Source organism: Algibacter sp. 2305UL17-15 (assembly GCF_040720935.1).
GTDB lineage: Bacteria > Bacteroidota > Bacteroidia > Flavobacteriales > Flavobacteriaceae > Jejuia.
Genome location: NZ_JBFDAE010000007.1, coordinates 48318 through 70121, shown reverse-complemented (window position 1 = coordinate 70121; position 21804 = coordinate 48318). Strand labels below are relative to the sequence as shown.

The window sequence follows — 21804 nt, the reverse complement described above, 5'->3', positions numbered from 1 at the left end:
TAATCCTTTTTTCAAATCCATTTTATCTCACTATATATAACCAACCAGATTTCGGCTCTGATCCATCACCTAGGTCTAATATATAGTAGTAGGTGCCTACTGGTAATTTTTCGTTTTTGTTTACAACTGCTCTTCCGTTAGATATGCCGTTAAACGTATTGTCATAACCCTCTTTTATATAAACCACATTACCCCATCTGTTATATATTTGAAGTTCATTGTTAGGGTAATTATTTATACAATCGATGTAAAAGAATTCGTTTTTACCATTTCCGTTAGGAGAGAATTCGTTATAAATTGTTAAACATTGTGGTTCAATGGTTGCATTATCCGTATCATTGTTTTCATTTGTATCTATTTGATCTAAGAACTCAAGTGATGCTGTGTTTACATAATCATTAATATCCAATACTTTAACTGTGATTGTTAACGTTTCGGTTACTCCTGCTAAAACTGTTGGGATAGTCCATAATCCAGATGCTTCATCATAAATTCCAGATGAGGCTACATAAGATATAAACGCATAACCGCTTGGCAATACATCAACAATCTCTACAGATGTAGCATCAATACCGCCCAAGTTATTTGCACCAATTGTAAATACAATTCCATCTGCTATTGAAGGAGTTGCGTTATCAACTGTTTTAGTTACTGCAATATCAGCTATTGGTGTGTTTATAAAAGCTGAATCCTCATCGTCTTCACTTTGATCGCCATCGTCATTATCTGGCTCACTGTTTGGATCAAATTGGTCGGTTCCAGTAATCTGAGCAATATTTAAATACTCGCCAGCTTGAAGTGTTGGCATATTAACCGTAGCTTCGTAAGTGATTGTCAATCCTGATAAAGGCACATTTAAACCTGCCCAAGTAATGATGTTACCTATTAGTTCCCCTCCGTTACTGATGTTAGTAATGTTACTGTAACCAATTGGTAAGATATCTTCTAAAGCAACACCTGTTGCAGCATCTACTCCAGCATTGTCTATTTGAAGTGTAAATGTTACCACATCGCCTACATTGGCATCTATGTTACTTACAGATTTTGTTAAACTTAAATCTGCAGTTTCTGTCATAACTAAAATACTATCTTCATCATCCTCACTTTGGTCGCCATCATCGTTATTTGGCATACTGTTAGGATCCATAACATCACTTGCCGTAATCTCAGAAATATTGAAGTATTCTCCTGCTGCTCCAGTTGGCTCGTTGATTATTACATCAATAAATAAGCTTTGAGAACTTGCATTTGGAACAGTTCCAACCGTCCATAAACCTGTTACTTCATTATATATTCCTGATGTTGCACTAAAACGTACAAAATCAAAACCTTGAGGTAACAAGTCGATAACTTCTACACCTGTGGCAGCATCTGGACCAATATTATTAACTGTGATTTGGAATGTGATTTCATCTCCAACATTTGGCATGATCTCATTATCTACAACCGTTTTAGCTAAAGATAAATCTGCCATGGCATCTACTGGTGTAATTTGCACATTGTCTTCGTCATCCTCACTTTGGTCGCCATCATCATTATTTGGTGCAGAATCATTATCTACAACATCAGATGCTGATATTTCGGCAATGTTTAAATAATCTCCTGAACCATTAACAAGAACATCAATCAATAAGGTTTCCGTTACGCCGTTGTCAATATTGCCAACGTTCCAAATTCCTGTTGCTTCATCATAAGTTCCAGATGTAGAACTGAATAATACAAAGTCGAAACCTGATGGTAATATATCGGTAACCACTACGCCAGTTGCATTTTGAGGCCCATCATTAGTTACAGTTATTATAAATGTGATTTCTGAACCAACTAATGGCGACGTATCTCCATCTACAACTCCTTTTGTTAATGATAAATCAGCTACTGAGATAAACGGAGTTACAATTGCATTATCTTCATCATCTTCACTTTGATCGCCATCATCATTATTTGGTGTTGAATCTGAATCTGTTGTATCAGATGAAGTCACCTCTGCAATATTTAGATAATCGCCTGAAGTATTAACCAATACATCGATTAGTAGAGTTTCTGATTCTCCATTTGCAATACCTCCAATGTTCCATATTCCCGTGGCCTCATCATATACTCCAGATGTTGAACTGAACAATACAAAATCATATCCTGATGGTAATAAATCGGTAACTGTAACACCTGTTGCGTTTTCAGGGCCATCATTTGTTACTGTAATTTGGAAAGTAATTTCTGAACCTACCAATGGTGTAACATCATTATCTACAACACTTTTTACTAATGAAAGATCTGAAACAGATACTACTGGTGTTACTATTGCGCTATCCTCATCATCTTCACTTTGATCGCCGTCATCATTATTTGGAACTGAATCCGCATCAAATACATCTGAAGTAATTACTTCTGCAATATTTAAATAATCTCCCGTTGCATTCACAAGAACATCAATTAACAAGGTTTCTGACTCTCCTGAAAGCACTGTTCCTAACGTCCACAATCCAGTAGTTTCATCATAAACTCCTGATGTTGAACTATACAATACGAAGTCATATCCTGATGGTAATAAATCCATCACTTCAACACCTGTTGCATTTTGAGGGCCATCATTAAACACTCTAATTTCAAAAGTGATTTCTGAACCTACCAATGGTGTTAAATCTCCATCAACAACTATCTTAGTTAATGATAAATCAGCTTGCGCTGGCGCAATTGTCAACTCATCCTCATCATCATCATCGCCGTTGCCATCGCCGTCTTCATCTACAGTTGCATCTGTTGTTGGATCACTGTCCGGGTCGTACTGGTCGCTGGCCGTGATCTGTGCACTGTTGGTATAACTGATACCTGTGCCCGGTGCGTTTACCGTAGCTTCATAAGTAACTATAGTAGTTCCGTTGTTTGAAGCCACTGTTAAGCCTGTCCACGTTGCCGTGTTGCCTGTTGCAACTCCGCCGTTGTTTACCGTGCCCAATGTGTAACCGCTTGGTAGGATATCTTCTATCGCTACACCTGTCGCTACATCTGGGCCTGCATTGGTCAGCGTTAATGTGAACGTTACCGTATCGCCTACGTTTGGACTGGTATTACTGATCGCCTTGGCGATGCTTAAATCGGCTTGTTGGATGACTACGCCCACTGTCGCTTCATCGTCATCATCTATGCCATCGCCGTTATCGTCTGTATCGGCACCACTTGTTGGATCACTATCGGGATCGAACTGGTCTGATGCCGTGATCTCTACGCCGTTGATATACTCATTGGCTGCGCCTGTCGGGGCATCTACCGTGGCTTCAAAGGTCAAGGTTACCGTATCTGTGCCTACCGGTACGGTCAGTCCCGCCCAATCTACTTGGTTCGTTGCCGTTTCTGTTCCCGTGCCACTTATCGCCGCTACATTGCTGTAACCTACCGGTACGATATCCTGTACCGATACGCCTGTGGCATCTACTGTGCCTGCGTTACTTAACGTGATCGTGAAGGTTACAACATCGCCCACGTTTGGTGTTGGGTTGCTTACTGCTTTGGCGATACTTAAATCAGCCGTTTGTGGTGTGATCGTGAAGTTATCCTCATCATCCTCACTCTGGTCGCCATCGTCATTGTCCGGTGTACTCGTTGGATCGAATTGGTCGCTCCCAGTTATCTCTGCTACGTTGCTGTACTCGCCAACTGCGCCAGTTGGGGCATTGACCGTGACATCGTAACTTAATGTTACCGCATTGGCTGCGCCCGGTGCGATGCTTGCTGTTGTCCAATCGATCTGGTTGCCCGTTGCTACCCCGCCGTTGTCGATGTTTGTGATATTACTGTAACCTGAGGGCACTAAATCACTCGCGCTTACATTGGTCGCCGTGTCCGGGCCGTTGTTGGTAATCGTTACTTCAAAAGTAACAGTGTCGCCTACGTTTGGTGTGGCGCTGCTTGTGGCGCTGATCCCTTTTGCCAAGATTAAGTCGGCTTGTGCCGGTACTACAACTTCGGCATCTTCATCATCCTCACTTTGGTCGCCATCATCATTGTCCGGCTCACTGTTTGGATCGAACTGGTCGCTCGCAGTGACCTCTGCGACGTTCTTATATTCATCAGTTGTGCCCGTTGGGGCATTTACCGTTACTTGGTAGCTTACCGTGGTACCTGTCAATGGTACGTTTAGGCCATCCCATGTGATGGTGGTATTGCCTGCGTTGAACACACCGCCATTATCTATACTGCCCGCTACAAGACTGTAACCGATCGGTAAGATATCATCGATACTTACTCCCGTTGCCGCTGTTGTGCCCGCATTGCTTATTGCAATACTGAACGTTAACACGTCATTTACATTTACTGGTGCTCCATTGTCGTCCACTACCGTTTTGTCTATCGATAAGTCTGCGGTCTGTGGGACAATGTTGAAGGTGTCCTCATCATCGTCATCGCCACCTGTGGTTGGGTCGTTATCGCCATCGGCATTGTCCTCATCTACCGCATTGTCCGTGGTCGGGTCACTGTCTGGGTCGAATTGATCTGATGCCGTGATCTGGGTCACGTTCAGGTACTCGTCCGCCGCTCCTGTTGGGGCATTGACTGTCGCTTCATAAGTGACCGTTATGCTTCCGCTTGACGGCACGCTCAATCCTGTCCATGTTGCGGTGTTGCCCGCTCCCGTACCTGCATTGTTTACTGTTCCCAAAGTGTAACCGATTGGAAGTACATCTTCTACCGATACGCCAGTGGCCGCATCTGGTCCGTCGTTAGTTATTACCAATTCGAACACCAATGTATCGCCTACGTTTGGTGTGGCGCTTCCTGAGGCTAAGCCTTTGGCGATACTTAAATCTGCCTGGGCTGGGGCTATGGTCAGTTCATCCTCGTCATCATCATCGCCGTTGCCATCGCCGTCTTCATCTACCGTGTTGCCTGTTGTTGGATCACTGTCCGGGTCGTACTGGTCGCTGGCCGTGATCTGTGCACTGTTGGTATAACTGATACCTGTGCCCGGTGCGTTTACCGTAGCTTCATAAGTAACTATAGTAGTTCCGTTGTTTGAAGCCACTGTTAAGCCTGTCCACGTTGCCGTGTTGCCTGTTGCAACTCCGCCGTTGTTTACCGTGCCCAATGTGTAACCGCTTGGTAGGATATCTTCTATCGCTACACCTGTCGCTACATCTGGGCCTGCATTGGTCAGCGTTAATGTGAACGTTACCGTATCGCCTACGTTTGGACTGGTATTACTGATCGCCTTGGCGATGCTTAAATCGGCTTGTTGGATGACTACGCCCACTGTCGCTTCATCGTCATCATCAATACCATCGCCGTTATCGTCTGTATCGGCACCACTTGTTGGATCACTATCGGGATCGAACTGGTCTGATGCCGTGATCTCTACGCCGTTGATATACTCATTGGCTGCGCCTGTCGGGGCATCTACCGTGGCTTCAAAGGTCAAGGTTACCGTATCTGTGCCTACCGGTACGGTCAGTCCCGCCCAATCTACTTGGTTTGTTGCCGTTTCTGTGCCTGTACCACTGATCGCTGATATATTACTGTAGCCTGCTGGTACGATATCCTGTACCGATACGCCTGTGGCGGCTACTGTGCCTGCGTTACTTAACGTAATAGTAAACGTAACTACATCGCCTACATTTGGTGTCGCGTTACTTACTGCCTTGGCAATGCTTAGGTCTGATGTATCGAGTGTTAGTATTACATTATCCTCATCATCTTCACTCTGATCACCATCGTCATTATTTGGATTACTATCAGGATCAGACTGATCACTAGCTGTAACTTCAGCTACATTGTTATACTCGCCTGCTTCTCCTGTTGGTGCATTTACCGTTGCAGTTATGTTTAATGTTGCTGCACCACCATTTGCAATAGTAGCAATATTCCATATTCCTGTACCATTGTCATAATTACCTGAAGCATTATCACTGACATAAGCAAAACCGATTGGTAATTGATCTACAACTTCAACATTGGTTGCAGCATTCCCACCATCATTATCAACAGTTATTGTAAAGGTTACCGTGTCTCCAACGGTTGCGCTAGAAGGTGTTAAAGTTTTTACCAAACTCAAATCAGCTTCTTCTATTATGAAAGTTACTGTATCCTCATCATCATCATCGCCTCCAGTATTTGGATCGTTATCGCCATCAGCATTATTTTCATCTATTGTATCATCTGTTGTTGGATCACTATCTGGATCATCTAAATCACTAGCTGTGATTTGAACACTATTTGTATAATTCCCAGTATCATTTACAATAGCATCATAAGTCAATGTTCTTGACAAACCATTTCCTAAGGCTAAATCAGTCCAAACAATGGATTTGTTTCCAACTATAAAATTACCCGAATTACTAATAGATCCTGCCACTAAATCGAATCCTGAAGGTAATAAATCTTCTATATCTACACCTGTTGCATCCCCTGGCCCAAAATTTTCTAAAAGGATTGAGAACGCAACAGTATCACCAACTGAACCTGAAACTGGTAAAACTGTTTTTGTTATTTGTAAATCAGCAAGTTCTAAAGTAATTGATGCATTATCTTCATCATCTTCACTTTGGTCGCCATCATCATTATTAGGTGTACTATTTGGATCTGCTTGATCGCTAGTTGTTACTTCTGCTGTATTTAAATATTCATTAGTTGCTTCTGTTGGTGCATTCACTATAGCTGTAATATTTAAAACTTGATTTAAAGCTGTGGTTACTGTACCTGTAGTCCAAACTCCTGTCGCTGGATTATAATTCCCAGCAGCATCATCACTTTGGTATGCATAGCCGCTAGGTAATTGATCTAGAACCTCAACATTTGTAGCTGTATCTGCTCCTGCATTTGATACTGTTATTGTGAATACAACAGTATCTCCAATACTTACATTGGTAGGCAAAACTGTTTTTTGAATTGATAAATCTGATGATTGTATGGTTATCGTTGCAGTATCTTCATCATCGTCATCGCCTCCTGTAGTTGGATCATTATCTCCGTCAGCATTATCTTCATCTATCGTGTCGTCAGTTGCTGGGTCACTATCTGGGTCTATATTATCACCAGTTGTAATTTGTGATGAATTTATATAAGAACCTGAAGCATTTACAATAGCATCAAAAGTCAAACTTAAAGTATCTCCATTTGCGATATCTAAATTAGTCCATGAAATAGTTTGTGTTCCTGCATCAAAACTTCCTGAATTAGAAACCGTACCAGGAACAAGACTATAGCCTAATGGTAAAACATCTTCCATTGAAACCCCTGTAGCATCCATATTCAATGCATCTGCATCATTGTTAAGGATATCTATTTGAAAGGTTACAGTATCTCCAACATTTACTGATGCTGGTGTTACTGTTTTTGTCAATTCTAAATCTGATATACCTACAATTTCTAGAATCATGGAATCAGCAATATCTGAACATACACCATTAGAAAGTGTCCATTCAAACTCGTAAGTTCCAAGCACTAAACCTGTTACTTGAGATGTCGCAGAGTTTTCGTCTACAAAATTAGTTGTACTAGGCCCTGAAACTTGGCTCCACGTTCCTGTAATTCCAGAACCAGCTGGAACTGCGTTTAAACTTACTGGACTAGAAATAGCTACTTGCTGATCTGGTCCTGCATCAACTGCAGTTAATTGTTCATTTACTACAACTCGAACTGCATCTGTTAATGTACAACCTCCATTTGTAACCGACCATTCGAATATATAAGCCCCCATAACTAGATTTGTTATGGTAGTATTTTCGAAATTAGGTGATAATATAGTTGCTGCACTAGGTCCTGAAACTTGACTCCACGCTCCTGTTCCTTCTGTTAATGGCGAAGCATTCATTGTTGTTTTATTAGCACAAATATCCTGATCAAATCCTGCAACTGCAGGAGAAGGTCTTGCATCTGGAAATGTAATTTCCATAGTATCAACTTTAGGATCACAAAGTGAACCCGGGCTTAATGGGAAAGGTCCCCCATTTGAAACTGTCCATGTTAATGTATATGGTGTATTTATATTATCCGGAATGTTTGACAATGTACTTGTTGGAGAATTTGGGCTATCTATAACAATTAAACCTCCTGATGGATCATCCCCTGGGTTTTCAAAGGTCCATTCTCCGATTCCAATTGCTGGAGGCGTTGCATTTAATTGCGCGTCAAATTGACAAGCATTAGGCTGATCTGTACCGGCAATAGCATCACTAGGAGCTTCAAAAGCTTCAATTCTTACAACATCCGTTAACTTAACACATGCCCCTTTAGTATATGTCCATTCTAATATATATAACCCTGGATCTGTTATAGACATTGTTGTATCAAACTGTGTATCGTCTGCAAAAGTGGCTCCTACACCTCCTACTGGAAAAACAATTTCCCATTGCCCTGTTACCGCTGGTGCTCCAGGAATTAAAGATGGGTCTGATCCTGCAAGTGTTACTTGGTCAATTACTGGATCATCTAAACATTTCTGCTGATCTGGGCCCGCATCTGGCTCTGGTGGTGTTGCAATAGTACCAACAGTGATAGAGGCTGTACCTGGATCACAAGTAGCTGGTCCAGTTCCCGTATTTGTGTTAAAAGTAACATCATCAGGTTCATATTGAAAAACGTATTCCGTTCCTGGCGTGATTGTAGCATTTGCCGTATTTGGACCTGTTGTAGTTATGGTTGAATTTGTACCAGTTGTAGAAGTTTGTGTCCATGTTCCTGTTGAACCTGTTGTGCCTTCTAATAAAACACTAGTTGCAGCACATAATTGTTGATTATTTCCTGCTGATGCTGGAGCAGAGACTTCTACCTCAACATCGGCAGATAATTGTGGTGTACAAAGTGCGCTACCAACAATATTCCATTTAAAATTATAAGTACCAGTAACAAGGTTTGAAACCGTAACAGTTGGACTGTTTGCATCAGAAAAAGTTGGTACACTTGGTGCGCCAGACTCTACTGTCCAATATCCTATTTCTTCAGCCGGATTACCTACAGGATCGGCGTTAAGCATTGTTGATGTTGCGTTACAAACATTTATGTCATCTACTGGAATATTGGGGATACTTGTTGGAATTCCTACGTTAAGTGTTACACTACTAGTTGCAGTTCCGCTTGGGCAATTACCACTTCCTCTAGTTACTACCCAATCAAAAACATAAGTTCCTGAATAGGTAAATGTTACATCACTATTTGGATCTGTATCATCTACAAAAGTAAAACCACCAGGGCCTTCGTTTAAAACCCATTGCCCAGTATTACCTGTTGGTAATGGATCGTCTGCATCCATTGTAAAAGTCGTTTGACATCCTGTTTGATCTACTCCAGCGTTTGACAAAGGAGCATCAGCAATGGTTATTTCAACTGAATCTGAAGTTGATTGACAACCATTAACTGTATTTGTAACTGTCCAAGTTAAAACATAAGATCCTACTGAAGGAAATGTTACTGTAGCATTATTATCTGTAGCTGTAGCGAAACTCACACCAGCATCTGGACTAGACCATATTCCAGCCTCATCTACCCCAGGAACACTTCCTGCTAATATATAAGACAAACCACCACTGGCATTTTGACAATCATCAGGGCCAGCAGACACATTTTGTGGGCCTTGAGTGCCATTTGTGTTTATAGTCATACTTGTACTCTCGGGTGTAGGACAAGTGGCGCCTACAGCATTTTCTAAAGCAATCGTCCAAGTTACTGTATATGTTTCATTGATAGCTAAGTTTTCTATCTGAGTACTTGGGCTATTTACATCTTGAAATGTTGGCCCCGCAGGACTAATTGACCATGTCCCTATTTGACCTGCAGACGGCGTATTAGCATCTACCTGAAAATTTGAACCAAAGCATACATTAGAAGGATCTGGTGTGCTTATTGCGGGCGTATCAATAGTTGTTGAATTGAGTGTTATAGTTACATCATCTGGAGGGGTTTGGCAACCTGGAGAAGGTCCACCTGTTACGTTATATCTAAATGTATAAAGACCAGGTATTGTTATACCAGTAATATTGATACTTTGTGCATAAGGATCACTTATAGTAACCATTGCTGGGCCTCCAATTTGTGACCAAATAGAAGTTCCAACGGTAATAGGGTTACCTGATAAATTTGCTCCAAGCGCATCATTATAATTACAATCTAAAACAACATCGCCTCCTGCGGATGGTGGTGTTGCACTTCTGGTTATGGTTACGTTAATAGTGCTTGTTGCATCAGTACACTCGGTTAATAAATCTCCTCTAGTTTCTCTTCTAAAAGCTATTGTATAAGTTCCTGTTGGTAGTTCTGCTATGCTTGATAATCCAAATTGATCTAGAAAATCTAGCGTAAAAACACCACCAGAAAAATTACCAGAACCATAGCCTTGATACGATGTAGGATATGTAACCGCTGCAGGCATGTTTAAATTATCTGCTGGACCGCTAATTATACTGTAAACCGAATTTGTTCCCGCACTGGTTTGAATAGGTATTGGAATTTGAAACACATTACAATCTCCAATAATATCATTACCCATGTTGGCTATTATTGAAGGAGAAGCATTTCTGTACCTAACTCTTACAGTTCCAACAGAATTACATGCTGGCATACCTCCAGATACTGTATTTGGATTTGTAATTGTATAAGTAAAATTGTAAGGATCATTTGCATTATCTAATCCAGAAACTAATGTTGTTGGGTTTGTAGGATCATCAATTACAATATTTGGATCAGAGCCCGTGTACTCCCATAAAACTTCTTCTCCTGAAAAAGTGGGCTCTGGGCCAACTAGAGTAGTTTGACTAATTGTTTGGTCGCAAAACACAATATTATCATTTGCTATATTAGAAGTTGTGACATCTTGGGTTGGGTCTGGCACTACTATGGTTACGGTATCACTACCATTTACACACGGACCGCTCACACTCCATCTAAATTGATACGTGCCAGCTTGTAATGGCGAAACTGAAGTGTTCGCATTGGTCGCTGCACCAAAACTTGGAGATGTAGGCCCGCTGACAAAAGACCACATCCCACCTTGTCCATCAATACCACAACCGGCAAAGCTTCCTGACAGATTAGCAGACTGAGTAGCCGTGTAACATTGATTTAAATTTTGATCTGGGCCGGCATCTACATTTTGAACACCACCCCTATTTGTAACTGTAATTTCTGCAAAGGAAACACAATCTAAATTTGGCCCTAAAGCATCTTCATTGGTTATGGTATATCTTATTGTTGAAACACCGCAACTTGTATCCGGTAATGTAATTGATGTTGTGTTTTGATCATCTACACTAAAAATAACACCTGCGCCCCCAGATGCTGTCCAACTTACAGTTTCCCCAAATTGCGGCGCACTACCATTTAAAACTATTGTTCCATTAGCAGGACATGACACTATATTTCCATTACTTATCACAGCCTCAGTTAATGCTTGTACTGTAACCTGCATATCATCTTGGTTATCACCCCCTATGGCACAATTACCTATTAGCCTAAAACCATAAGTTTGACCTCCAACAGCCCCTGTTACATTTGTTGTAAGACTATTTGGATTATCAATAATAACTGATGGGCCACTAATTTGCACCCATTGAGACCCCGTAAAAGGACTCCCGCCAGGGCTTGATACCGAACCAGATAATGTTAAACCATCATTTGCACATATAACTTGGTCCGGGCCAGCGTTAGGCGAACAGTTTTGAGCAATAGCAGAAAAACTTTGGAATATGAAAAGTATTGTAATAAAGAAAAACTTTAAAACACTTGTGCATAATAATTTTTGGGAAATGTAGATATTCTTCATGTAATAATTTTTATATACTGTAAATTTTTTTGAAAAATTTAAAAATTCAGATTTGAGATGAGTATTTATTATTTTTAAATTCTGTTACTATATTCTATGATATCCGAAAGTAAAAAATCAAAAATGTTTTCATTTAAAAAACCGATTCAAAATTATATTATCGATTAAACGCATAAAAAAAAGATTAAAAGCAAAAATGTTGTAAATAAGTAAGAAAAAACGTTTATTTAGTGGTTTCTTATGTAGAGAGAATTTTAATTTCTTCAAATGAAATCCAAAACCATTTTTTATGTATATAAATAGCTTTAATGAATGAAAATTTATTAGGAAGACTTAATATGAAATAAAGCAAATCAATTTTGATACAGAAAAATACTTGGAAGTATTTACTTATTAGCTTTAAACCAAAAAAAAGCCGAAACTTTCGTTTCGGCTTTTTACATGTACTGAAGACGGGACTTGAAACCCACTATTTTGTATGACAATACAACCCTTATAAAACAAGAGCAACCTCAACAAAATCAATACAACACCAATAAAAATAGACTTTAACAAAAATTGAACGAAATTGAATAAAATTTAAAACGGCTGACTAAATGCTGACTAAATGTTGACTAGATTGTTTTTTTCGTTATATTTGAATGTTCAAATGTTCAAAAATGGCAACTATTAAATTTATACTTCAAGGCAAGTCTTTAAACACCTCTATTTACTTACGTCTATCAATAAGCAAGTTTAAGACTCTCAAAAGAAAAACAGGTTTAAGTATCAATCCAAAGAACTGGAGCAAAGACACAGGACTACCAAAACAGAACAATGCAGATAATAAAAACCTTTTAACCAAACTCAAAGGATTAGAAACCAAAATACATCAAAGGTTAAACGATGCCAATATTAATGGTGTTGAGGTTACAGGCGACTGGCTATTATATCAAATAGATTTACATTTTAAAAGGATAAGCGAAAACAAACAAAGTGAATTGTTAACAGATGCCATTCAAAACATCATAGACACCGCAGAAACAAGAAGAAATGCAAAGGGCAACATAGGACTATCAAAAAGCCGTGTCAACTCTTACAAGTCTTTAAAAACCATGATGACAAACTACCAAAACGGTATAAGTTATAAGGTTAAAGATGTTAATATCAATTTTTCAAATGAATTTTTAAAGTACTTGCTTCACGATAAAAAGTATTCTAAAAATTATGCAGTCAAGAAAATAGCAGATTTAAAAACAGTTTGTTATGATGCGGAAACCAACGGTATAGAAGTCAATCCACAATTTAAAAGGATTGAGAGCGCAAAAGTTAAGAATGAGAATGTTATTTATTTAACGCCCTCTGAACTTGAAAAAATAGAGGATGCAGACATAACCAATGAAGCATTACAAAACGCCCGAAAGTGGCTTTTATTAGGGTGCAACATTGGGCAACGTGGGGGCGACTTATTAAGCATTACCGAAAAGAACTTTGTTACTAGAAACGGTTATGAAGTTATAGAGCTTCAACAACAAAAAACAGGTAAAAACACCACTATTCCAGTACTGCAAACCACTAAGGATATTTTAGAAACTGGATTACCTTATAAAATATCTATTCAAAAACTTAACGACTATCTTAAAGAGGTTTGCGAATTGGCAGAAATTAACCAAAAGATAAAAGGGGGCATTATTGAAGTAACCAAAAAAGGCAAAGGCAACAAACAAAAGAGAAAAACTAACGGTATTTTTCCTAAATGGCAGTTAATAACCTCACACGTTTGCAGGCGTTCATTTGCTACTAATTTATACGGAACACTTCCAACCAATTTAATAATGCAGATAACTGCCCACAGTACCGAAAAAATGTTTTTAAACTACATAGGCAAAAACTCGCTAGACTATGCACAACAAATAGCGGACTTCTACACCTTACAGGCTCAAAAACAAAACAAGAAAGCAACCCTAACCGTTATCAAAAACGCATCAAATCAAAATTAATTTTATTTCAAAACACTTCAGATAATTATGAAAACAGAAACTTTAAAAATCAACGTGGCACAAAGGATATTGAGTATATCCGATAATAGACTATTAGAGAAAATTAAAAACCTTTTAGACAAAGAAAATGTATTTGCTTATGATATGGAGGGCAACCCCATAACCGAGAGCGACTATATTAAAAATTTGGATCTAGTCAATAAAGAGATTGACAACGGAACTGCAAAACTACACACTACCAAAGACGTTTTTAAACACATAGCAGATGACAATAAACTGGCACTCTAAGGCAGTTGATGACCTCAACAAGAATATACAATACATTGCCACCAAAAGCCCACAGAACGCCATGCACGTTTTAAAAACGCTTACAGAACTTGCAGATACTTTGGCACTCATGCCATACAAATACCCTAAAGAACCCGTTTACAATTCCGAAAACATTCGTTTTGTTACCAAATGGAGTTTTAAAATAGTGTACAGGGTTGAGGTTGATGCTATTTATATTTTAAGAGTATTCAATACCAACCAAAAACCTAGTAGGGTGTTTGAATAGAAATTCACTAACCATTTAACATGTTAACAAAATTGAAAAACGTTAACATATTGATTAGTACGTGTTAAAAAAGTAGTGAAATTTACCATGTTATTGAGTACGTGGAAAAAAAACAGTAAAAATTTACCATGTTGTTAAGTACATGGAAAAGAAACTCAACTAACAATTATAAAAAAAGCGCAATAATATGAATTACACTATCGAACAACAGGAGCAAATCGAAGAACTAAGAACATCTAGTGAAAAATCAGTACAGAATTTAAAAAACTATGTTGATGGTCTATCTAGCGAGGAATGTGATTATTTGTTAATAAGACTTCATAACAAGGCTAAATTTACAAATACAAAACTCAATAGTTTATGAGTACAATTAAAAGAGTCTGTGAAGTATCATATTTTGGTTTAATGAATTATGTATTAAAGAAAAATCTTATTGATTATCAAAATGAATTCTCAAAAAGAAAAGGGTTTACAACCAAATTTGCCCTTAAATTTTTCCCTAAATACATCAACTTTCAAAAGGCAATCAAAAAGCCAGTAGAACAATACGATGTACTTCTACTTAATTACTGGATTATCGAAGTGCCAAATAATGGGTTAAAATGGTCTAAACTCATTTCTGATTATGAATTTGGAAAGAACAGCCTTATTAATCAAAGGTTAAAGGCGGAAAAAAAACAAACTAAAACTAGAGCCAAATTACTACTTACCAAAAAGCAAAAACAAGAAATAAGAAATAAGAAACTTGATTTATTTAAAGAACCTACGTTACAAGGCGAGGTAATAAAGCGCATGAAAACAGATCCCGAATACGCAAAAAAAATAAAAGCAATAGCCTTAAAGAATTCGGAGAAGAAAAGCAATTATACTGATAATGTGAGAATGATGTCGCAAATTAAAAAGCCAAACAACTAATTAACTAAAAAAACTAGTCACAATCGCACTTATACGGCTTTATGTAACTGTGAAATGATTTACCGTAGTCATTTTTTTCATTACGATTAAAGTCGTTACATTTATTCAGCGGTATATCGCAATATAAATAAGGCTTGAACCCTCGTTTTGATTTCATGTAAATTACTACATAGTAGATGTTATTATAATCATAGAGGGATGCTTTTTGCATCCAGTCGGCATCGTTTGTGGCTATGGTTTTTTTGTGTTTTACATGGGTTAAAATGGCTTTCTGTAAATCGGTGCAGAAAAGTCCATAATTTATAGATTGTAATGGTTCAATATTTTGGTATGCTGCGCCTTTTAGGTTTTGGCTAAAACATGAGGAACTGATTAATAAGATTCCATTAAATGATTATTTCACTATAAAATTAATCAATCTTTGGACTACCTAATAAATTTGGTACTATTTTTTAAGCTACATTTTTATTGTTTTTCATTACTATTTCTATTTCCATTTCTACTGGTGACTTGCAACCTAAAGCAGAATGGAGTCTCTTATAATTATACCACTTAATATACTGGTCGATAACCTGGTAAGCTTCTAAGTAGCAATTAAAAGTATACCTATTTGTGCATTCATATTTTATTGTTTTAAATAAGCTCTCCGCGACAGCGTTATCCCAGCAGTTCCCTTTTCTACTCATACTTTGCGTTATTTTTTTACTGGAGTTTAAAACGCCTGTCATTTTATTAGATGCATACTGTACGCCTCTATCGGAATGAAAAATATGGTTATCAGTTATATTTCTGTTTTCTCTGGCCTGTAACCAGACCTTGTAAACGGTATTTTCAGTGCCCATATCCTCAGTTAATGCCCAGGAGACTATTTTTCTATCTGCTAGATCCAAAACTGAAATGATTACAAAAGATGATATGCATGACGAATTTGAAGACGAAATGATTTCAAACCGTTATGAGTATGAATAAATAAAGTTTTAGAATGTGTTTACTATGAAAACTTCCAAGAATTTAAAAAACACCAAAAACACACAAATTTTCAAATGGTTGACTAAATGCTGACTAGAACACAAAAAAGAAAACCGCAACAAACTAATAAATAGTAAGTTACGGTTTTTCTAAGTACTGAAGACGGGACTTGAACCCGTACGTCCTAATGGACATTGGATTTTAAGTCCAACGTGTCTACCAATTCCACCACTTCAGCAACTTAATTGGTATATTTTAAAAAAGTTTCAGAGCGAAAGACGGGATTTGAACCCGCGACCCCCACCTTGGCAAGGTGATGCTCTACCCCTGAGCTACTTTCGCAGTCTTTTAATGAACTTACCTACGGCAAGCAGGCGTTACAACCTCTCGATTGCGGATGCAAATTTAAAATATTTCTAGGAATTGCAAAGCCTTTTTTTGAAATAAATAAAAATAATTTTAAGCTTGTTTTTTCTTGACTAACATCCGTTTAATTTCATTGAGTTTCATTAGTGCTTCAACAGGCGTAAGTGTATCAATATCAATGTGTAATATTTCTTCTTTAATATTTTCTAACAAAGGGTCATCAAGATTAAAAAAACTCAATTGCATATCGTCATTCAAGGTTTTCACCTTATCAGTAAGCTCTTCACTAGAATGAGATTGCTCTAATTTCTTCAGAATTTTATTCGCACGGTGTAAAACTTGTTGTGGCATACCCGCCATTTTTGCCACATGAATACCAAAACTATGTGCGCTTCCACCTTCAACCAATTTTCTTAGAAATAGCACATTATCTTTTAACTCTTTTACAGACACATTAAAGTTTTTAATACGTCCGAAAGTTTCACTCATTTCATTGAGTTCATGATAATGTGTTGCGAATAATGTTTTTGGTTTCGCAGGATGTTCGTGCAAATATTCACTAATTGCCCAAGCGATGGAAATTCCATCATATGTACTTGTACCACGACCAATTTCATCCAACAACACCAAACTTCTATTGGAAATATTATTTAAAATAGAAGCGGTCTCGTTCATCTCCACCATAAAAGTCGATTCCCCCATAGAGATATTATCACTTGCCCCTACTCTTGTAAAAATTTTATCTACCAAACCTATTCTCGCAGATTCAGCTGGAACAAAGCTTCCAATTTGGGCCAACAAGACAATTAAGGCTGTTTGTCGTAATATCGCCGATTTACCAGACATATTAGGCCCTGTAATCATGATGATTTGTTGACCAGTTCTATCCAGAAAAACATCGTTAGCAATATACGCTTCACCAATAGGCAATTGCTTTTCAATCACAGGATGACGCCCATCCTTAATCTCCAAATCAAAGGAATCATCAAGGGTTGGATAAATGTATTTATTATCTTTTGCTAATTGTGAAAACCCACACAAACAATCTAATTGCCCAATTAAATAGGCGTTTTGCTGAACAGGTTTTATATATTGATTTAACCAACCCACCAACTCAGCAAACAACTGTTGTTCTATGGCTTGAATACGATCTTCAGCACCTAAAATTTTGGCTTCGTATTCTTTAAGTTCTTCAGTAATATAACGTTCTGCATTTACTAAAGTTTGTTTTCTAATCCATTCTTCGGGAACTTTATCTTTATGCGTATTTCGCACTTCAATATAATATCCAAATACGTTATTGGAGGCTATTTTAAGCGAGGTAATACCTGTGCGTTCACTTTCGCGCTCCAGCATGTTATCCAGATAATCTTTTCCGGATTTTGACAAACCTCTCAGGTCATCCAATTCCGAAGAAAAACCAGCAGCAATACTATTGCCTTTCAACACATTTACCGGCGCTTCTTCGTTTAAAGTCTCCTTTATTTTGTCTCGAAGCACATCGCAACTCTGCAATTTATCGCCTATAATTTTGAGCGATTCATTATCACAATTTGAAGACAAAGACTTTATAGGCACAATAGCTTCCAATGAATTTTTAAGCTGAATGACCTCGCGCGGATTCACCTTGCCTGTAGCCGTTTTAGAAATTAAACGTTCTAAATCGCCAATATGTTTAATGTGGTTTTGAATTTTTTGAAGCACAGAGTTTTCTTTAGTTAAGAAACTCACAACTTCATGACGTTGTTTTATTTTTTCAACATTTTTCAACGGCAATGCCAACCAACGTTTTAACAACCTTCCACCCATTGGTGAGATGGTTTTATCTATCACATTCAAAAGCGTCACCGCATTATTATTGGTAGAATTATAAAGTTCTAAATTTCTGATGGTAAACTTGTCCATCCACACATAATCATCTTCTGCAATTCTAGAAATTGAGGTAATATGCTGTAACTTATGATGTTGGGTTTCGCCTAAATAATGCAGAATAGAACCCGAAGCAATAATCCCTTCATATAAATCCTCAATACCAAAACCCTTTAATGTTTTTGTGTCGAAATGTTTGATTAAGGTTTCATAAGCATAATCGGTTTGATATACCCAATCTTCTAAATAAAAGGTATGAAAATCGTCGCCAAAAGTCTCGTTAAATAGCGAACGTTTTTGTTTAGACACCAACACTTCACTCGGACTAAAATTCTGGAGCAACTTATCAATATACTCCGCATTGCCTTGAGAAGTCAAAAACTCCCCTGTGGAAATATCTAAAAAAGAGATTCCTATATATTTTTTATCAAAATAGACTGAACATAAAAAGTTATTCGCTTTTGAAACTAAAACCTCATCATTTAAAGCAACGCCTGGGGTTACCAATTCGGTTACGCCTCGCTTTACAATGGTTTTGGTTTGTTTGGGATCTTCCAATTGATCGCAAATAGCAACGCGCTCACCTGCTTTTACTAGTTTTGGCAAATAGGTGTTTAAAGAATGATGCGGAAATCCAGCCAATTCCGTTTCACTTTCACTTCCTGCGCCACGTTTGGTTAAAATAATGCCTAAAATACCCGCAGCTTTAATGGCGTCACTACCAAAGGTTTCGTAAAAATCACCCACACGAAATAATAATAAGGCATCAGGGTATTTTACCTTGATGGCGTTATACTGTTTCATTAACGGGGTTACTTTTTTTGCTTTTTTCATTTAGTCCTTTTTCATTCCCATGAAGATGGGAATCTCTATGTGAAAGTGAATTTTAAGTCTTATTTTTGACAAAATTGTAGCATGCAATGTACCACTAATTTCATGTTTTTTGGAATTGAGATATTAGAAGTTATCTACAATTATTAACAATTTATTGGGTTTAAAGCTGCCCTGAATACACGTATAACTTTCAATGAATAAACTATAGACCTGTCAGGTTAGATACTGAATCAAGTTCAGCACAGGAAACCTTACAGGTCTGGATTAAAAAAAATCAAGTAAAATATTCGTGAATTCGTGGCAGAAAAAAAGTATAAGATTCCCGCCTTCGCGGGAATGACAAAAAAACTATATAATGCGCAAACTTAAAAATAACGAATTAGACAGATTAAGTGTTGATGGGTTTAAAGAAGCCGAAAAAACACCTATCATAATTATTCTTGATAATATCAGAAGCTTAAACAATATAGGCTCGGTATTTAGAACAAGTGATGCGTTTTTAGTTGAAAAAATTTATCTCTGTGGCATTACAGCAAAACCACCACATAAGGATATCCACAAAACAGCTTTGGGAAGTACGGATACTGTAGATTGGGAATATGTTGAAAACACCATGGATTTGGTCGAAAAACTGAAAAGCGAAAACGTAAAAATCTGTTCGATAGAACAAGCTGAAAATGCTACGATGCTTAACAACTTTACACCTAAACAACAAACAACTTACGCCCTTGTTTTTGGCAACGAAGTAAAAGGTGTTGCCCAAAATGTGGTAAATGTAAGCGATATGGTTATTGAAATCCCTCAATTTGGCACGAAACACTCTTTAAATATTTCGGTGAGCTGTGGGGTTGTGATTTGGGATATGTTTAGTAAGTTGAGAAAATAAAATTATCTTAGTGATTAAATCTAATTAATCAACACAAGTTGTTAAGCAATGAAATTCAAGTTTCTTTTATTAGCCGTATTCTGTTTATCCTTAACAAATTGCAAAAACAAACAAGAGCGAACTCCCGAAGTTGAAGTTCCAAAATATGCAGAAACATGGGAATCCTTGGCTACAAATAATAAGGAACCTGAATGGTTTAAAGATTCTAAGTTTGGTATTTATTTTCATTGGGGAGTTTATAGTGTTCCTGCTTTTGGAAATGAATGGTATCCAAGATGGATGTATTTTCCAGATAGAGGTGATAAATGGGGAGGGCAAACTTATGAGCACCATAAAAACACCTATGGCGATGTTTCTAAATTCAACTACCATGATTTTATCCCGATGTTTAAAGCGGAGCAATTTGATGCTGCAGCATGGGCGGATTTATTTAATAAAGCAGGCGCAAAATTTGCAGGTCCAGTAGCACAACATCACGATGGGTTTGCCATGTGGGACAGCAAGGTAAACCCATGGAATGCAAACGATATGGGACCTAAAAAAAATATCTTAGGCGATTTGTTTAAAGAATTAAAGGCACTTGACATAAAAACCATTGCTACATTCCATCATGCAAAAGTTGGACAACGTTATGCAAAAGATTCTACAAATTGGGCAGGAAATGGGCCAGAAGCTGGCAGAAATAGTCATTTTCCATACCATCCGGAGTACATAACGTCCACCACAGACCCTAAGTTAAAACTATTTTATGGTAATCTAGAAGCAGAAGAATTTAATAAATACTGGCTAGACCAAGTAAATGAAGTGGTAGATAATTATTCGCCCGATATAATTTGGTTTGACTCTTGGCTAGACCAAATTCCAGAACATTATTTACAAAAAATGGTAGCTAACCATTTTAATAAAGCTGTTAAAAATAATCAAGAACCCATTGTGGCTTACAAGCAAAAAGATTTACCAACAAATATTGGTATTTTGGATATTGAGCAAGGCGGTAAAACGGAAATATCTGATGATTACTGGCTTACCGATATCACCATAAGTCATAATAGTTGGTGCTATATAGAAGGGCAAACCTACAAATATCCAGCTTTGGTAATAAGAAATATGATTGATGTCTGGAGTAAAAAAGGTATTGTGCTTTTAAATATTTCGCCACGTGCTGATGGTGTTATTATAGACGAACAAAGGCATGCGTTATCTGAAATTGGATCCTGGATTGAAAAACACAAAGAAGCAGTTTATGAAACCAGAACACACTCCATTTACGGTTATGGTGTTGCTGCATTTGAAAAAGGGCACTTTGGTGGACAATCGGCAACCATAAAATACAACAACCAAGACTATAGATTTACCACATCTAAAGATAAAAACACATTGTATATCTATGCTTTAGGACGCCCTAAAGCCAATACTAAATTACACATTAAACACGTTATAGATACTAACAATTCAAAATCTATAAAAAAAGTTTCGGTAGTTGGAAGTGGTACTGAATTAGAATGGAGTACCGATTTTGAAACCCTTATATTTCAAACACCTAACAATGAACTAATGGATGAAATAGCTACGGTTTTTAAGGTTGAGCTTGAAGACTAATTGTGAGCACTATTTTTATTAAAACCCTATAATTTAGACCAAAATAGGCTTTAAATAATTACAGTCTAGGATGGTTACAATAAATTAA

General features: G+C 37.6%; 9 protein-coding genes, 2 tRNA genes and 1 pseudogene. 7 read left to right on the top strand and 5 right to left on the bottom strand.

The features are described 5' to 3' along the window. Window positions 1-22: 22 nt before the first annotated feature. Window positions 23-11743, bottom strand: a complete 11721-nt coding sequence (locus ABXQ82_RS09215) for a gliding motility-associated C-terminal domain-containing protein (protein WP_367058176.1) — start codon at window positions 11741-11743, stop codon at window positions 23-25. A 659-nt stretch (window positions 11744-12402) separates the two neighbouring features. Here ABXQ82_RS09215 and ABXQ82_RS09210 point away from each other — a divergent pair. The 5 genes from ABXQ82_RS09210 to ABXQ82_RS09190 all read left to right on the top strand — a co-directional run bounded on the left by ABXQ82_RS09210 (window position 12403) and on the right by ABXQ82_RS09190 (window position 15193). Further along, the gene (locus tag ABXQ82_RS09210; RefSeq protein WP_367058174.1) at window positions 12403-13722 is read left to right on the top strand and encodes a tyrosine-type recombinase/integrase; all 1320 of its coding nucleotides are present in this window, start codon (window positions 12403-12405) and stop codon (window positions 13720-13722) included. Window positions 13723-13749: 27 nt separating this feature from the next. After that, window positions 13750-14010: a hypothetical protein gene (locus ABXQ82_RS09205; RefSeq protein ID WP_367058172.1), complete on the top strand. Its 261-nt coding sequence runs from the start codon at window positions 13750-13752 to the stop codon at window positions 14008-14010. Next, complete coding sequence (locus ABXQ82_RS09200) at window positions 13988-14278, top strand: type II toxin-antitoxin system RelE/ParE family toxin (RefSeq protein ID WP_367058169.1); 291 nt, start codon at window positions 13988-13990, stop codon at window positions 14276-14278. Before ABXQ82_RS09205 ends, ABXQ82_RS09200 begins: the two co-directional genes overlap by 23 nt. A gap of 187 nt (window positions 14279-14465) precedes the next feature. After that, window positions 14466-14642, top strand: a complete 177-nt coding sequence (locus ABXQ82_RS09195) for a hypothetical protein (RefSeq protein WP_367058166.1) — start codon at window positions 14466-14468, stop codon at window positions 14640-14642. Next, on the top strand, window positions 14639-15193 hold the full coding sequence (locus tag ABXQ82_RS09190) for a hypothetical protein (RefSeq protein ID WP_367058163.1): 555 nt from the start codon (window positions 14639-14641) through the stop codon (window positions 15191-15193). The genes ABXQ82_RS09195 and ABXQ82_RS09190 overlap by 4 nt, the downstream gene beginning before the upstream one ends. Window positions 15194-15645: 452 nt before the next feature. On the opposite strand, the pseudogene ABXQ82_RS09185 reads toward ABXQ82_RS09190, so the two are convergent. The 4 genes and pseudogenes from ABXQ82_RS09185 to mutS form a co-directional block, all read right to left on the bottom strand. Continuing rightward, window positions 15646-16089: pseudogene (locus ABXQ82_RS09185) on the bottom strand (integrase core domain-containing protein); the annotation flags it as partial. 227 nt (window positions 16090-16316) lie between these two features. Further along, window positions 16317-16400: transfer RNA gene (locus tag ABXQ82_RS09180), tRNA-Leu, on the bottom strand. Between the two features lie 32 nt (window positions 16401-16432). Further along, window positions 16433-16504 (bottom strand) — tRNA-Gly (locus ABXQ82_RS09175). 117 nt (window positions 16505-16621) lie between these two features. After that, on the bottom strand, window positions 16622-19231 hold the full coding sequence (gene mutS / locus ABXQ82_RS09170) for a DNA mismatch repair protein MutS (protein WP_367058161.1): 2610 nt from the start codon (window positions 19229-19231) through the stop codon (window positions 16622-16624). A gap of 355 nt (window positions 19232-19586) precedes the next feature. Between mutS and ABXQ82_RS09165 the strand changes: the two genes are divergently transcribed. Beyond that, window positions 19587-20117 (top strand): RNA methyltransferase, encoded by a 531-nt coding sequence (locus ABXQ82_RS09165; RefSeq protein ID WP_367058158.1) that lies wholly within the window; start codon window positions 19587-19589, stop codon window positions 20115-20117. A 48-nt stretch (window positions 20118-20165) separates the two neighbouring features. Continuing rightward, entirely contained in the window at window positions 20166-21716 is a 1551-nt protein-coding gene (locus ABXQ82_RS09160; RefSeq protein ID WP_367058156.1) for an alpha-L-fucosidase, read from the top strand. Window positions 21717-21804: the final 88 nt, after the last annotated feature.

What these genes read in the sequence shown, in the direction of transcription:
- ABXQ82_RS09215 (WP_367058176.1), bottom strand. Translation starts at nt 11,743, where the DNA reads ATGAAGAATATCTACATTTCCCAAAAATTATTATGCACAAGTGTTTTA.
- ABXQ82_RS09210 (WP_367058174.1), top strand. Translation starts at nt 12,403, where the DNA reads ATGGCAACTATTAAATTTATACTTCAAGGCAAGTCTTTAAACACCTCT.
- ABXQ82_RS09205 (WP_367058172.1), top strand. Translation starts at nt 13,750, where the DNA reads ATGAAAACAGAAACTTTAAAAATCAACGTGGCACAAAGGATATTGAGT.
- ABXQ82_RS09200 (WP_367058169.1), top strand. Translation starts at nt 13,988, where the DNA reads ATGACAATAAACTGGCACTCTAAGGCAGTTGATGACCTCAACAAGAAT.
- ABXQ82_RS09195 (WP_367058166.1), top strand. Translation starts at nt 14,466, where the DNA reads ATGAATTACACTATCGAACAACAGGAGCAAATCGAAGAACTAAGAACA.
- ABXQ82_RS09190 (WP_367058163.1), top strand. Translation starts at nt 14,639, where the DNA reads ATGAGTACAATTAAAAGAGTCTGTGAAGTATCATATTTTGGTTTAATG.
- mutS (WP_367058161.1), bottom strand. Translation starts at nt 19,231, where the DNA reads ATGAAAAAAGCAAAAAAAGTAACCCCGTTAATGAAACAGTATAACGCC.
- ABXQ82_RS09165 (WP_367058158.1), top strand. Translation starts at nt 19,587, where the DNA reads ATGCGCAAACTTAAAAATAACGAATTAGACAGATTAAGTGTTGATGGG.
- ABXQ82_RS09160 (WP_367058156.1), top strand. Translation starts at nt 20,166, where the DNA reads ATGAAATTCAAGTTTCTTTTATTAGCCGTATTCTGTTTATCCTTAACA.